Origin of the sequence: Nonlabens sp., assembly GCF_039941875.1 — a bacterium.
Taxonomy (GTDB): Bacteria; Bacteroidota; Bacteroidia; order Flavobacteriales; family Flavobacteriaceae; genus Nonlabens.
This window is the reverse complement of sequence record NZ_JBDVDQ010000017.1, coordinates 1-14,479: the sequence shown is the minus strand read 5'-3', so window position 1 is coordinate 14,479 and position 14,479 is coordinate 1. Positions and strand designations below refer to the sequence as shown.

Annotated in this window: 14 protein-coding genes; 5 read left to right on the top strand and 9 right to left on the bottom strand. The window is 35.1% G+C overall.

Annotated features, from left to right (window positions below):
• Positions 1-41 precede the first annotated feature (41 nt).
• From ABJF08_RS11020 to trmB, 3 genes are read right to left on the bottom strand one after another with little or no spacing between them, the layout of a single operon-like run.
• Positions 42-380 (bottom strand): MGMT family protein, encoded by a 339-nt coding sequence (locus ABJF08_RS11020; protein WP_348116282.1) that lies wholly within the window; start codon positions 378-380, stop codon positions 42-44.
• Positions 377-1,003, bottom strand: a complete 627-nt coding sequence (locus ABJF08_RS11015; protein ID WP_348116281.1) for a LysE family transporter — start codon at positions 1,001-1,003, stop codon at positions 377-379. Before ABJF08_RS11015 ends, ABJF08_RS11020 begins: the two co-directional genes overlap by 4 nt.
• A complete protein-coding gene (gene trmB, locus ABJF08_RS11010) occupies positions 1,003-1,671 on the bottom strand; it encodes a tRNA (guanosine(46)-N7)-methyltransferase TrmB (protein WP_348116280.1) in 669 nt (222 codons plus the stop codon). The genes ABJF08_RS11015 and trmB overlap by 1 nt, the downstream gene beginning before the upstream one ends.
• 69 nt (positions 1,672-1,740) lie before the next feature.
• Here trmB and ABJF08_RS11005 point away from each other — a divergent pair, with 69 nt between their 5' ends.
• Complete coding sequence (locus ABJF08_RS11005) at positions 1,741-2,850, top strand: glycosyltransferase (protein WP_348116279.1); 1,110 nt, start codon at positions 1,741-1,743, stop codon at positions 2,848-2,850.
• On the opposite strand, the gene ABJF08_RS11000 is transcribed toward ABJF08_RS11005, so the two are convergent.
• A complete protein-coding gene (locus ABJF08_RS11000; RefSeq protein ID WP_348116278.1) occupies positions 2,754-3,842 on the bottom strand; it encodes an ATP-binding protein in 1,089 nt (362 codons plus the stop codon). The genes ABJF08_RS11005 and ABJF08_RS11000 overlap by 97 nt on opposite strands.
• Positions 3,832-4,530 carry a response regulator transcription factor gene (locus tag ABJF08_RS10995; RefSeq protein WP_348116277.1) on the bottom strand — a complete coding sequence of 233 codons (699 nt, stop codon included), beginning with the start codon at positions 4,528-4,530 and terminating at the stop codon, positions 3,832-3,834. Before ABJF08_RS10995 ends, ABJF08_RS11000 begins: the two co-directional genes overlap by 11 nt.
• A 271-nt stretch (positions 4,531-4,801) precedes the next feature.
• Here ABJF08_RS10995 and ABJF08_RS10990 point away from each other — a divergent pair, with 271 nt between their 5' ends.
• Both ABJF08_RS10990 and ABJF08_RS10985 read left to right on the top strand, forming a co-directional pair.
• Entirely contained in the window at positions 4,802-6,742 is a 1,941-nt protein-coding gene (locus ABJF08_RS10990; RefSeq protein ID WP_348116276.1) for a T9SS type A sorting domain-containing protein, read from the top strand.
• A gap of 83 nt (positions 6,743-6,825) precedes the next feature.
• Positions 6,826-7,797 carry an acyl transferase gene (locus ABJF08_RS10985; RefSeq protein ID WP_348116275.1) on the top strand — a complete coding sequence of 324 codons (972 nt, stop codon included), beginning with the start codon at positions 6,826-6,828 and terminating at the stop codon, positions 7,795-7,797.
• A gap of 77 nt (positions 7,798-7,874) precedes the next feature.
• Here ABJF08_RS10985 and tyrS read toward each other — a convergent pair whose 3' ends face one another.
• Positions 7,875-9,173, bottom strand: a complete 1,299-nt coding sequence (gene tyrS, locus ABJF08_RS10980; RefSeq protein ID WP_348116273.1) for a tyrosine--tRNA ligase — start codon at positions 9,171-9,173, stop codon at positions 7,875-7,877.
• 82 nt (positions 9,174-9,255) lie between these two features.
• Between tyrS and ABJF08_RS10975 the strand changes: the two genes are divergently transcribed.
• The gene (locus tag ABJF08_RS10975; protein WP_348116271.1) at positions 9,256-10,257 is read left to right on the top strand and encodes an NAD-dependent epimerase/dehydratase family protein; all 1,002 of its coding nucleotides are present in this window, start codon (positions 9,256-9,258) and stop codon (positions 10,255-10,257) included.
• On the opposite strand, the gene ABJF08_RS10970 is transcribed toward ABJF08_RS10975, so the two are convergent.
• Genes ABJF08_RS10970 through ABJF08_RS10960 form a run of 3 tightly spaced genes read right to left on the bottom strand, consistent with a single transcriptional unit; the run spans position 10,254 to position 12,756 of the window.
• On the bottom strand, positions 10,254-10,691 hold the full coding sequence (locus ABJF08_RS10970) for a DUF4296 domain-containing protein (protein ID WP_348116270.1): 438 nt from the start codon (positions 10,689-10,691) through the stop codon (positions 10,254-10,256). The genes ABJF08_RS10975 and ABJF08_RS10970 overlap by 4 nt on opposite strands.
• Positions 10,688-12,028, bottom strand: a complete 1,341-nt coding sequence (locus tag ABJF08_RS10965; protein WP_348116268.1) for a dihydroorotase — start codon at positions 12,026-12,028, stop codon at positions 10,688-10,690. Before ABJF08_RS10965 ends, ABJF08_RS10970 begins: the two co-directional genes overlap by 4 nt.
• Positions 12,025-12,756 (bottom strand): polyprenol monophosphomannose synthase, encoded by a 732-nt coding sequence (locus tag ABJF08_RS10960; RefSeq protein WP_348116267.1) that lies wholly within the window; start codon positions 12,754-12,756, stop codon positions 12,025-12,027. Before ABJF08_RS10960 ends, ABJF08_RS10965 begins: the two co-directional genes overlap by 4 nt.
• Before the next feature lie 757 nt (positions 12,757-13,513).
• Between ABJF08_RS10960 and ABJF08_RS10955 the strand changes: the two genes are divergently transcribed.
• On the top strand, positions 13,514-14,254 hold the full coding sequence (locus ABJF08_RS10955) for a uroporphyrinogen-III synthase (RefSeq protein ID WP_348116265.1): 741 nt from the start codon (positions 13,514-13,516) through the stop codon (positions 14,252-14,254).
• The last annotated feature ends 225 nt before the right edge of the window (positions 14,255-14,479 follow it).

Sequence of the window (14,479 nt, the reverse complement as noted above, 5' to 3'; positions counted from 1 at the left end):
TATAAGAAACCCTGTCTATTAAAAATAGACAGGGTTTCTTTTTATTCTTGCAATCCTAATTCTTCTAATGGATCCCAATAAGACTCTTTAAAATTTTTAATTTGATCTTCTTCGATAATTTGCCCTTCACTTTCTAGAAGTTGTTGCATCAAGTTAGTGCCAGGAAAATGGTGTTTACCAGTTAACACTCCATTGCGGTTTACTACTCTATGTGCAGGTACGTCTGGATCATTATGCGCAGCATTCATAGCATAACCTACAGTTCTACTGCTACGTGGTGTTCCTAAAACCTTTGCTATAGCCCCATAGCTAGTTACTCTACCATAAGGTATTTGTTTAACGACCTCATACACTCTTAGATAAAAATCGTTTGCACTCATGAATATATTCTAAAAATGGTGAATACCGCAATAAACAAAGTAAGACCTCCTAATAGGTAATTAATTTTGCGAGCAAATGTATTGCTGTCAAAGGCAAACTTCTTCACATAAGTAATGTAGGCCAATAACATTAAAAATGTCCCACTAGCGGCTCCTAGAATAAATAAATGAGCCATAGGATATGTAAATTCAAATAAACCACGACTAGCTAGAAAAGAACTAAAACCTATGTAAAATGGAATAGGAAATATATTTAAAACCGACAGTATGATTCCTTGCGCAAAAAGCTTAACAGGTGATCTATTTACCTCTTTTACAACCGGTGTTCCAGAATCAAGTAACGCTCTAATAAAAAAGAAAACAGATAATGCTAGAAAAGCAACTACCGCAAACTTTTCTAACAGTAATAAGGTATCAGGATTGTTATTCAATAATTTAGAAAAGAAAACCCCTACATAAACTTGAGCGACTACTATGAGTGACGCTCCTAATGCAAATATGACAGCTGCTTTTCTATTTTGCTTTACACTTATTTTGGCTGCTGTAAGATTCAATAATCCAGGTGGTATAACACCCACAAAACCTATAATTAAACCGAATAATAAATGTAAAAGCCCTGCCATTATTTCAATTTAAACTTGATATAAGTTATCGCTTTACCTGTTTCTAGATACTGCTTCTCATAAAAAGTCTGTGTACCGGTAACCTCTTCTGGAGATTCTGTATTTGAATAGACATCATGGTGTGCATATAGAATTTCTTCTCCTCTAGCTTGCAACAGCCCTAAAGTATATCCGTGCATAAATTCAGAATCTGTTTTAAGATTCATGATACCGTCAGCTTGTAAAATATGCTTATACTTCGCAAGAAAATCAGGATTAGTCATTCTGTGCTTAGTACGCTTGTATTTAATTTGAGGGTCTGGAAATGTAATCCATATCTCTTGTATTTCCGCTTTCGCGAAAGCGTCATCTACCAACTCTATTTGAGTACGTAAAAAAGCTACGTTAGTAAGACCTTCTTCAATAGCCGTTTTTGCACCACGCCAGAAACGCGCTCCCTTAATATCTATACCTATAAAATTACGTTCAGGATACTTGCGAGCTAGAGCAACCGTATATTCTCCCTTACCGCAACCTAACTCTAAAGTGATAGGATTATCGTTACCGAAAAATTCATTCCACTTACCCTGATGTTTAAAACCAGTGGTTACTTCTTCACGAGTAGGCTGAATAACGTTGTCGAATGTTTCGTTTTCGTTAAATCGTTTGAGTTTATTTTTACTTCCCAATACAATTATTTAAAGGTTAATTAATGGCTACAAATATACCTGATTACAAAGTCATTGTATATTTACTACATGCAAAAATCCAAAAACATTTTGGTTGCCCCATTAAACTGGGGCTTAGGTCATGCCACTAGATGCATTCCTATTATCCTAGAAATCATTAATAATGGGGACAATCCTATTATAGCTAGTGATGGACAGGCACTTGCTTTACTTAAAAAAGAATTTAAAGGCCATACCTTTATAGAATTACCTTCTTATGATATTGAATATGCAAAAGAAGGCAGCAATTTAAAATTGAAAATGCTTAAAGACTCTCCTAAAATATGGAAAGCTATACGCAATGAACATAAAATGCTGAGTCGCTTAATTCTAGAGCACAAAATAGCTGGTATTATATCAGATAACAGACTAGGAATGTACAGCAATTTAATTCCATCAGTAATTATAACACATCAGCTACAGGTTTTATCTGGTAGCACCACCTGGTTCAGCACGCAGTTGCATCTTCATTATATAAAGAAATTTGATTCTTGCTGGATTCCTGACGTTAGTGGAGCAAATAATTTAACTGGCAAACTATCACATAACAATGATTGCGAACTAGACAAAGTGTACCTGGGTCCACTTTCTAGATTTAAAAATACCGGTCAGTATCAAAAAAAATACGATCTACTTATTTTGCTATCCGGTCCAGAACCTCAACGAGGTATTTTAGAAAAGAAATTACTTTCTGAAATAAAAAGATATCATGGCAAGGTTCTATTTATAGCCGGAAGAATAGAAAAAGAACAAAAAGTAGAAAAGAAAGGAAACGTAACTTTTTACAATTACCTCTCTACAGAAAGTTTACAAAAAGCTATAGATTTAAGTGAATGCGTGTTGAGCAGAAGTGGCTACACCACTATAATGGATTTACATGAATTAGGTAAAAAAGCCTTTTTCATCCCTACACCTGGACAGTTTGAACAAGAATACTTAGCACAATCACTAGATGACAAAGGTCTTGTACCTTATGCCACACAAGAAAATTTTAAGATAGAAATGTTATCTAAAATATCTAATTATAAAGGTTTGGGCAACACTCATTCTACCACCACATCTATATCTTCTATATTAGCAGAAACTTTTTCTAGGGTAAATGAAAATTCAGAACCTATACCTATCTCACTATCTACATAAATACGCTCCCCATGAGCCTCTACTATATGTTTAACAATTGCAAGGCCCAGTCCAGAACCACCTTCTCTACGAGACCCTGTTCTATCTACTCTAAAAAAGCGTTCAAATAGTCTAGGTATAAATTCTTTTTTTATTCCCTCACCGTTATCCGTAACACGTACGATTACCTTATTATTAATCAGGTCTTCAATAGCTACCTCGGTAGTACCATTTTGCTTACCGTATTTTACAGAATTAACTATAAGATTAGACAACACCTGCTGTATACGCTCCTTATCTGCATGAACCATAATTTTATTATTATAATTCATATCAAAAACTAGAGAAATATTCTTTCTAGCCGCTTTCATTTCAAATTGATCAAACACTTGTTTCATCAACTTCACGATATCAAAGTCATCTTTTTCTAGACGCATATCACCTACTTCTAGCCTGGTGATCATATCCATATCTTTTACGATGTAGGTAAGACGTTCCACTCCTTTTTGTGCTCTTTCTAGGTATTTTTTACGTATAACCTTGTCTTTATGAGCACCATCAATTAAGGTATCAATATAACCTTGAACGGTGAATAAAGGCGTTTTAAGCTCATGAGAGATATTACCTAAAAACTCTTTACGATAATTCTCACGTACTTGAAGTGTTTCTATTTCTGTCTTCTTATTTCTAGCAAATCGCTCTACCTGATCTTTAAGAGTACGCATATCGGTAGCTATCTCCCTATCCTCAAAATTACTTGATTCTAACAAAGACACATCTTCATAAATACGCTTAATACGTCGATAAATAAAACGCTGTACCCTAAACTGAATAATCGTAAAGCATATTAAAAAACACGCCAAAGAAAAACAGAAAATAAGGTACAACGGCAACTCTACATCATCAAAAGATGACACACTTAATAAAAGTAAAAAAAGTATAACAGCGATATAAATAGAGGATCTAATCGCAAAACGGTAACTATTTCTTTGCGGTGCTGTATTACTTGACATATTTATAACCTACCCCTTTCACAGTCTTAAAACTGTCATCTCCCAACTTCTCTCTTAGTTTTCTAATATGTACATCGATAGTACGACCACCCACTATCACTTCATTACCCCACACTACATCGAGAATCTCTTCTCTTTTAAACACCTTACCAGGTTTAGTAGTTAATAAAGAAAGTAATTCGAATTCTTTGCGAGGCAGGATCATCTCTTCTTTCTTATAAATAATCTTGTATTGATCTCTATCAATAACTAGATCACCTAGTTTTAAAATATTTGAAGCCTCTGGAGTAACATTTTCCCTACGTCTTAAAAGAGATTTTACTTTAGAAACAAGAACTCTAGGTTTTACAGGTTTTGTAATATAATCATCTGCACCTACATCAAAACCAGCGATCATTGAATAATCTTCACCTCTCGCAGTTAAAAATGTAATCACAGTACCGTCTAATTCTGGTGTTTTGCGCATTTTCTCGCAAGCCTCAATCCCATCCATTACTGGCATCATTACATCTAGTATAATAAGGTCTGGCTTTTTCTTTTTTGCAATTTTGAGAGCTTCCTCCCCATTTTCTGCCGTAAATACCTGATAACCCTCATTTTTAAGGTTATATCCTACTATCTCTAAAATATCCGGCTCGTCGTCTACTAATAAAACTCTCGCTTTAGCGTCTTTCATTTCTTCTGTCATATTCTTAATGGGCTAAATTAAAAAGATAGTTACTCAAGCGTTTTAAATCCATGTTAGCTTTAGGTTAACTCAATGTATTAAAAATTAAAGTTATGAAAATAATTTGTGATGATCTCGCTTTCGCGAAAGCGGAATTAAGAAACTTATCAATACAGGCACAATTACTTAACTATCAGTAGCAGTAGAAGGCATGTTACTTTAACGTTAAATAACTGACAGCCAAAACTTACACCATTATAGAAATTGTATATTCGCAAAAAACTACAACAAGATGAAACAAATTTACTTAAGCGTCGTAATGTTCCTTATTGCGGCAACTTCTTTTGCTCAACAGCCCATAATTACCTCTATAGTGGATGGTGATTGCTCTGGTGGAAATCCTAAATTATTAGAGATTTATGCTAGCGGTACAGTTGACTTTACTTTATACTCATTAGAGAATCAAACAAATGCAAACACAACTTGGGGTAGCGCATTTGATCTTTCTGGATTCGGTACTGTTACAGATAGTTTCATTTATGTAACAACTACAGGAAGTGCTGGAGCATTAGCTACTGAATTCCCTGGTCTAGCAAGTGCAACTGTTCTTACTGATAATGTAATTAACCTAAATGGTGATGACCGTATTAGAATTATTGAAACAGCATCTAGTACTGTAATCGATCAATATGGAGTAAGCGATGTAGACGGATCTGGTCAGACATGGGAATATGCAGATTCTTCTGCTAAAAGAATTAATGGTACGGGACCAGATAATGGTTTTGTAGAAGCTAACTGGGTATTTGCTGGTGCAGGTTCATTAAATAATCTTGGTTTATGTCAAGGTGGTATGGATACTTTTGAAACTTTAATAGGTGGGATAGGAACATACACAACAGTTATGTCTACAGTTCCTGCTGTTACTATTACGGCTCCATCTAATGGAACAACTCTAGCTGGCGGTACAACTACCACTGATATTACATGGAACTCTATGAATGTTCCTACAGGTGCTACATTTAATGTTACAGTAAATGGTACTGACAACCTTGATGTAACTTCTCCTTACTCTATAACGGTAATGGATGGTGTAACTTATAATGTAACTGTAGCAATGGTTAATGGTACTGCATTAGTTACTACAGACACAACTAGCTTTGATGTTGCTTTCCCATGTGACCTACAATTAGGTACCATCACTGAAACATGTCAGACTTCTACATCTGGTGTAGATTTATATGATGTAACAATAGACTTTACAGGCGGTAGCACTTCTACTTATATAATTGACACTGCTGGTAATGGAACTGTAGCTGGAGATGATCCTTCTACTGTTGCAGCTGGACAGATTACAATTACTGGTGTTACTGAAGGTGTAGACTTTACAGTTACAGTTACTGGTGATGCGGCAAATAGCTCATGTACTCTAACTCGCAACATCTCAAGCCCTGCATGTCTAGGCACTATAACTTGTGCAAATCCTGGTGATTTAATAATAACAGAAATCATGCAAAACCCTGCTGCGGTAGCTGATAACCTTGGTGAATACTTTGAAGTGTACAACACAACAGGAGCTGCGATCGACATGTTAGGTTATGAAATCGTAGATTTAACAAATGCAAACGAAAACTTTACAGTACTTCTATCTGTAGTCGTTCCTGCAAATGGATACGCTGTATTTGTTGCAAGTGCTGATCCTCTTACAAACGGTGGAATCACTCCAGATTATGTTTATGATGGTACTTCTATGTTTTTAGGAAACGGATCTGATGAATTATCTATCCAATGTGGAGGATCTGTTATCGACGAAGTTTCTTGGGATAACGGCGCTACTTTCCCTGATGGAACTGGTGCTAGTATGGAATTATCTTTGAACAGCTATAACTCTACAGATAATGACTTAGGTACAAACTGGGGTCTTGCTGTAACAGCTTATGGTGATGGTGATTTAGGTACTCCTGGAGTAGCAAATGACTTTACTTTATCTAATGATTCTTTTGACGCAAATACTTTTAAGATCTACCCTAACCCAGTAAATGGTTCTACAGTTAACATAGTTTCTACAAATGGAGAAGCTGTTGATGTAATTATCTATTCTACTTTAGGTCAGAGAGTATTAACTGCAGCTGGTCTTACCAATGAATTAAATGTAAGTAACCTTGATTCTGGAATGTATATCGTTAAGATTTCTCAAGGAAACGCAACTCAAACACGCAAACTAGTTATCAAGTAATCGATAACTAACCTTTATAATTTACTAAGCGCTGCAGTTTTACTGCGGCGCTTTTTTATTTACTTTTGTTTCAAATTCTTGATGTGAAATTTCCTGTTTTTGATATTGATTCTAATAAAGCTTTTGAGCAAATGGCTTTAAAAATTTATGCTTATCAAAGACAGCACAATCCAGTCTATAAAAAGTATTGCGATTTACTAGACATAAAAGAAGTGGACTCCTTAGAAAAAATCCCTTTTTTACCAATACAGTTTTTTAAATCCCATCAAGTAACAAGCAATAACAACCTTGCGCAAATTACATTTACCAGTAGCGGTACAACAGGCAGCATAGTTTCTAAACATCTTGTAACAGACTTAACAGTATACGACGACAGCTTAGACGAGAGTTTTAAAGCGACTTACGGATCTATTGATGATTACGTGGTTCTTGCTTTATTACCTCATTATTTAGACCGTACAGGCTCATCTCTAGTATATATGGCACAACGATGGATAAACCATTCTAAACGTACTGAAAGTGGTTTTTACCTCAACAATTTAGAGGAGCTCGCAGTTATCCTAAAAAGCCTTCAGAAAAAGAATCAAAAAGTAATTCTTATCGGTGTTACCTTTGCTCTACTACAACTAGCAGAACAGTATGCAATGCCACTCGATAATGTCATCATTATAGAAACTGGCGGTATGAAAGGTATGCGTAAAGAAATCGTAAAACCAGAACTGCACCAGATTCTAAGAACAGCTTTCCCACAAGCGAGTATTCAAAGTGAATATGGAATGACTGAATTATTATCACAAGCCTATGCAAGTGATGGCATCAATTTTACCACACCGCAATGGATGAAAGTCACAACAAGAAATACTAACGACCCATTATCACCTATAGAACATGGTAAAACAGGAGGTTTAAATATTATCGATCTAGCCAATTACAATTCGTGTTCCTTTATCGCAACACAAGATTTAGGCAAGAGTTATAAAGACGGTAGTTTTCAAGTTCTAGGTAGATTTGACCACTCTGACATTAGAGGCTGCAATTTAATGGCGGTTAACTAGAGAGTCAAAAATCATTTTAAAACAAAAAGACAACCTGTTTACAGATTGTCTTTTAAAATATTAGTATAGAAATAATTCTATTTCAAAATCACTAAAAAGTAATTTTTCTTACCACGTTGTAATAAGATCATGTTTCCAGCAATCACATCTTCTTCTGTAATCATCTTTTCTTCAGTAATCTTATTCTTATTAACGCTTAAGCTATTTTCTTTAAGCGCTCTACGCACCTCACCATTAGAACTAAGGAATCCAGTAGTTTCATTCATAAAAGTAACTACATCCACACCATTTGCAATGGAAGATCTTTCTATCTCTACCTGTGGTACACCATCAAAAATTTCTAACAAAGTTGCCTGATCCATTTTACCCCATTGCTCTGGAGTTACTTTCTTAGAAAAAAGAATCCCTGAAGCCTCAACAGCCGTTTCATAAGCTTCTTTACCATGAACTAAAGTTGTTATCTCTTCAGCAAGGCGTTTTTGCAAGACACGGTAACTAGGATCTTTTTGATGCTCTTCAATTAAAGCCTCACAAGTTTCCTGATCTAAGAACGTAAAAATCTTAATCCAGTTTACAGCATCGTCATCAGTTGCTGTAATCCAGAATTGATAGAATTTATAAACACTAGTTTTATCTGCATCTAGCCAGATGTTACCACCTTCTGTTTTACCAAATTTAGTCCCATCGGTTTTAGTAACTAGAGGTGTTGTAATCGCATAAGCTTTACCTCTAGCAACACGACGTACTAACTCTGTTCCGGTAGTTATATTACCCCATTGATCAGAGCCTCCTATTTGCAATTTCACACCTTCTTTTTCATAAAGATGCAAGTAATCATAACCCTGAAACAACTGGTAAGTAAACTCTGTAAAGCTCATTCCATCACCTTCTCCAGAAAAACGCTTTTTCACAGAATCTTTGGCCATCATATAATTTACAGTAATATGCTTACCGATATCACGAGCAAAATCTATAAGACTGAAATCCTTCATCCAGTCATAATTATTAACTAGTAACGCACGAGTTTCTTCTTCACCACCATCAAAATCGATAAATCTAGAAATTACACTTTTCACCCCAGCGATATTTTTATCTAAAATATCTTGTGTAAGTAAATTACGCTCTGCACTTTTACCACTAGGATCACCTATCATACCAGTAGCACCACCTACTAGCGCTATAGGTCTATGGCCAGAACGTTGTAAATGCATTAATAGAATGATTTGCACCATACTACCTATATGAAGAGAGTCTGCTGTAGGATCAAAACCTATATAACCAGACACCACCTCATTCTGTAACATTTCTTCTGTATCGGGCATGATATCGTGTATCATACCACGCCATTTTAACTCTTCTACAAAGTTGTAAGCCATAATTCCATTTTTACAATTGCAAATATATGTGTTTGGCTTTTTTTAAAGGTTTTTTAAGCCTTGTATTGTGTACTTTTACTGCATGATTTTAATCACAGGTGCAACAGGATTAGTAGGTGGACATTTGTTATACCGCTTTCGCGAAAGCGGAAACAGTATCATTGCTCTTTACCGAGATTTAAAAACTCTAGATAAGACACGTGAGATTTTTGAATCTTATGAAAAAGGAGCTAGTGCACTTGTGGAAAATTTTCAATGGTTGCAAGCCGACATTCTTGAAATTCCAAGTCTTGAAAAAGCAATGAAAAATGTAACTACTGTATATCATTGTGCAGCAGCCATAGATGGATCAAATTTTGAGCATCTTAAAAACATAAACATGCGTGGCACAGAGAATGTGATTAATGTAGCCATAGCAAGCGGTGTTAATAAATTGTGTCATGTAAGTAGCATAGCTGCTCTAGGAGAATCCGTAGGCGGCAGGGCTGTAAATGAAGATGACTATTTTAATCTAGATGGACTCAACACTGACTATGCGATCACAAAATTTGGCGCAGAAATGGAAGCTTGGCGAGCAACTCAAGAAAATCTAGAAATAATTATCGTTAACCCTGGAGTTGTTCTAGGAGAAGGAAATTGGGACAGTGGCTCTGGTCAACTGTTTAGTAAAACAGCTAGCGGTAATAGTTTTTACACTAGCGGTAGTAGTGGTTTTGTAGATGTGAGAGATGTGGCAAAAGCTATGCAAGAGTTAACAGAGAGTAATTATACTAACGAGCGTCTCATATTAGTATCTGAAAATAAATCCTACAAAGATGTAATGGACTATATAGCCATCTCTCTAAATAAAAAGAAACCGAGCATCAAACTATCTAAAACTTTACTAACAGCTGTTTCTTACCTTTTAAAAATCCCTAATTTATTAGGCTTAAAACGAAAACTGAGCACAGCAACCGTTAGTTCATTAACCTCAAATACTAAGTATTCTAACGAGAACGCAAAAGAAGTTTTAAGTTTTGATTTTATCTCATTACCTGAGACCATAGAAAGAGTTTGTGAATTTTATAAAGAAAGAAAACGCTAAAGCTCTTCTTCTAAATTTTTCACCTTCATCTTTTTCTCACCTTTTTGTAAAGTGTTTTTAGGAATTAAGTTCTCTTGCTCTTCATTAAACCTCACTTGCCTCGCACTTACAGAGTCTTGAAGAACTTTTAAATTATCTTGTACTTTCTCCATTATTAGCACATACTCTTCTACTCTATCGGTATAATAATTTAAGTTCTCTTGAAAACTTATACTATCCATAGTATATTTTTCAAATAGGTAAGAACTAGGCTGTACACCTTTTTTAATATAAGCCGTTCTATTAGAAGATATCGCTCCTTCCACTATATAAAGATCAGTAATAATAGCTGCCATTTTATCTTGATCATATAGATTATCCGGCTTTGCCGACTTCTCCACATGCGAGCATGAAAGAGTAAAAAAAATTAAGATAATGGCGGTTATTATTCTCATCGTTTAAAAGCAAGTTCTTGAGCGCTTTTATGGTCGCTCACTTTAAAGTTTTTATAGGCTAACTCTCCATTAACAAATGTTTGCATAATGCGACTTTTAAAAGTAACACCTTCAAATGGTGACCATCCACATTTTGCAAGTACATTTTCTTTAGTCACCGTCCATGGATTATTAGTATCCACTACAACAAGATCTGCTTTATACCCTTCTCGTATAAAACCACGATTCTCTATATCAAATAGCAATGCCGGATTATGACACATTTTCTCTACTACTTTCTCTATAGAAATCTTTTCGTCGTGAACAAATTGTAACATTGCAGGCAATGCATGCTGTACTAATGGACCTCCACTAGGACAACTAGTGTATGGATTTGATTTTTCTTCTAAAGTATGTGGTGCATGGTCTGTTGCGATCACATCTATACGATCATCTAGTAGCGCTTGCCACAACTCTTCTCTATCAGTAGCTGTTTTTACCGCTGGATTCCACTTTATAAACTTACCTTTTGTAGCATAATCTTCATCACTAAACCATAGGTGATGTATACATACCTCGGCAGTGATTTTCTTATCTTGAATCGCCTCTTTATTAGAAAAAAGTGAAGTCTCCTTTCCAGTAGATAAATGGAATACATGTATTCTAGCACCAGTTTCCTTAGCAAGTTCTACCGCTCCACTACTACTTATATAACAAGCTTTTTCACTTCTTATTTTAGGATGTTGATCCATAGGGATATCATCTCCATAAGTATCAAACGCTTTTTTAAAGTTCGCTTTAATTGTAGCCTCGTCTTCACAATGTAAAGCGATGCGCAATTTTACCTTAGAAAATATTTCACGCAATACTTCTTTATCATCTACAAGCATATTCCCTGTAGAAGAACCTAAGAATAATTTTAAAGCTGGCACTCTAGAAGTGTCTACTTTAAGAATCTCTTCTAGATTATCATTAGTACCACCGAACATGAAAGCATAGTTTGCATGACTATCATTTGCTGCGGTTTCCATCTTTTTCTCCCATTCTTCAATGGTAGTGGTTTGCGGATTTGTATTAGGCATTTCCATAAATGTGGTGATACCACCTGCGACAGCTGCAGCACTCTCTGTAGCTATAGTTGCTTTATGTGTAAGACCTGGCTCTCTAAAATGCACCTGATCATCAATTGCTCCTGGTAATAAGTATTTACCTTCTATATCAATAACAATAGTATCTGCGTTTTTTGCACTTATACTTTCTGCTATTTCCTTGATTGTGTCTCCTTCTATATAAACATCACCTTCTCTAGTGACACCGTCAGTAACAATCTTTGCGTTTTTAATTAATGTCTTCTTCATAATTCAAGCTTCCCTATCAAACTTTTAATTTTCATAATAAATACTCCAGTAACAGCTTCATGTATAATACCGCCGCTCATCTTAGACTGTCCTCTAGAACGATCTGTAAAAATTACTGGAACTTCCATAATATTAGCTTTTAATAAAAAAGCTTTAAACTTCATTTCTATTTGAAATGCATATCCTACAAATTTAATCTTATCTAAGTTGATTTTACTCAAAAGTGACGCTTTATAGCATTTAAAACCTGCGGTCGTGTCATGTATCGACATTCTAGTAATAAATCTTACATATTTTGAGGCAAAATAGGAAAGCAATACTCTAGACATGGGCCAGTTAACAACATTTACTCCACGCACATATCTACTACCTATGGCAAGATCTGCTCCATCTAGCTTACAAGCCTTGTACAACACAGGTATATCATTAGGGTCATGAGAGAAGTCTGCATCCATTTCAAAAATGAATTCATATTCTTTATCCAGCGCCCATTTAAATCCATGAATATACGCAGTACCCAATCCCTGTTTACCCTCGCGCTCTTCTAAAAATAACCTACCAGAATAATTAGAAAAATTATCCTTAACAACCTGACCGGTACCATCTGGTGAATTATCATCTACAATAAGCAAGTGCAAATCATTATTTTGACTTAATACAGCATCGATCATCAACTGTATGTTGTCGATTTCGTTATAAGTAGGAATAATAATTACTGTGTTTTTCATAACCAGCGGCAAAAATAGACAATTAATCTAGCAGCATACTAAACGTTTGATAAATCATATTATTTTTGCTGACTCTTATGAACTTTGAATTACGCCACATATCACCCAACGACTGGATTACTATTACCTTATTAATTTGTATAATAATCCTAGCTATAGCAAAATGGTTTTCTTCCATACCGCTAGGCGACTTACTCAGTTCTTATTTTAAAGATAGATTTATAAAAATATCAAAATCTAATGGTGAGAGTACCTCCTTACTCATTGTATCTAGTCAGATAGTTTATGGGATAAGTCTCTCTTTATTTGTTTATCTGTTTTATCAATCTAGAATAGCAAGCCCTCCACAATTTATCAACTTTATTCTTGCGTTAACCTTTACCACAACCTTTTTGCTAGGCAAGCACTATCTAGGAAAACTCATAGCCCACCTTTGTAACTTTGAAGAGATCGTTGAAGTGATCGATCATCACAGAAATATTAACAGATCTATATTCTCCTTCGGGCTACTTTTAATTAATTTTATTGTTATCTATGCCTTTCATATGGAGCAAATTCCATTCTTGATAGCCTTTATAATCGTAGCGTTGTTCTTGTTTATTTACAACATAATATTGATTTATACATATCGCGCCTTAATAATATCAGCTCTTTTCTATTTTATTTTGTACCTTTGCGCGCTTGAAATCGCACCCTATCTACTTTTATATAAGTATATTATGCTGTGAGGACTTGTATTTAATAGAAAAATGAGTTTATGAAAGTGAAAACAATTTTGGTTTCCCAACCTGAACCTAAAATGGAAAATTCACCATATCAGAATTTGGTCGATAGAACAAAGGTGAAAATAGACTTCCGTTCCTTTATTCATGTTGAAGGAGCTGCAGCCAAAGAAGTACGAGAACAAAAGATTGATTTATCTCAGTTCACAGCTATTATTTTAACCAGCCGTAACGCTGTAGATCACTTCTTTAGAGTTGCTGAAGAAATGAGATATAAGATACCTGATTCTTTAAAATACTTCTGTCAGAGTGAAGCTGTTGCTTATTATTTACAAAAATATGTAGTATACCGTAAACGCAAAATTTACGTAGGTAAAAGAACTTTTCCAGAACTTTCTCCTCTTATTAAAAAACATAAAACTGAAACTTTCTTAGTACCTAGCTCTGATAAATTAGGAAACTCTACTCCTGCAGAATTAGATAAACTAGGTGTTAAATGGACTAGCGGTACTTTTTTCCGTACGGTAATTAGTGACCTTTCTGATCTTGCTGACGTGAAGTATGATGTACTAGTATTCTTTAGCCCTAGTGGAATAGAGTCTTTATTCAAAAACTTTCCTGAGTTTACTCAAGAGCAAACTAGAATTGCTGTTTTTGGTAACACTACCATGAAAGCCGCCGAAGATAAAGGTCTAAGAATAGATATTCAAGCACCTACACCAGAGTCTCCGTCGATGACTATGGCTATCGAGAATTATATTAAAGAAAAAGCTTAAGATATTTGTTCCGCTTTCGCGAAAGCGGAATTACAACAAACAAAAAAGTCCTGAATAATTTATTCAGGACTTTTTTTTATGCAATATTGTCCCGTCCTAGAATAGCGATACACTAAAATCTTAGTGTAATGAAAACACCTATAAACATTGGTTATGTGAAACGTACCCAAAAAGACTACTCGCTTTCTTTTAAGCTTCAAGTAGTAGAAGAAATTGAATCAGGAC

Coding starts and splice junctions, on each gene's coding strand:
- ABJF08_RS10975 (WP_348116271.1), top strand. CDS start 9,256: ATGATTTTAATCACAGGTGCAACAGGATTAGTAGGTGGACATTTGTTA.
- ABJF08_RS10965 (WP_348116268.1), bottom strand. CDS start 12,028: ATGAAGAAGACATTAATTAAAAACGCAAAGATTGTTACTGACGGTGTC.
- ABJF08_RS10960 (WP_348116267.1), bottom strand. CDS start 12,756: ATGAAAAACACAGTAATTATTATTCCTACTTATAACGAAATCGACAAC.
- ABJF08_RS11015 (WP_348116281.1), bottom strand. CDS start 1,003: ATGGCAGGGCTTTTACATTTATTATTCGGTTTAATTATAGGTTTTGTG.
- ABJF08_RS11020 (WP_348116282.1), bottom strand. CDS start 380: ATGAGTGCAAACGATTTTTATCTAAGAGTGTATGAGGTCGTTAAACAA.
- ABJF08_RS10990 (WP_348116276.1), top strand. CDS start 4,802: ATGAAACAAATTTACTTAAGCGTCGTAATGTTCCTTATTGCGGCAACT.
- ABJF08_RS11005 (WP_348116279.1), top strand. CDS start 1,741: ATGCAAAAATCCAAAAACATTTTGGTTGCCCCATTAAACTGGGGCTTA.
- ABJF08_RS10995 (WP_348116277.1), bottom strand. CDS start 4,530: ATGACAGAAGAAATGAAAGACGCTAAAGCGAGAGTTTTATTAGTAGAC.
- tyrS (WP_348116273.1), bottom strand. CDS start 9,173: ATGGCTTACAACTTTGTAGAAGAGTTAAAATGGCGTGGTATGATACAC.
- ABJF08_RS10970 (WP_348116270.1), bottom strand. CDS start 10,691: ATGAGAATAATAACCGCCATTATCTTAATTTTTTTTACTCTTTCATGC.
- ABJF08_RS11000 (WP_348116278.1), bottom strand. CDS start 3,842: ATGTCAAGTAATACAGCACCGCAAAGAAATAGTTACCGTTTTGCGATT.
- ABJF08_RS10955 (WP_348116265.1), top strand. CDS start 13,514: ATGAAAGTGAAAACAATTTTGGTTTCCCAACCTGAACCTAAAATGGAA.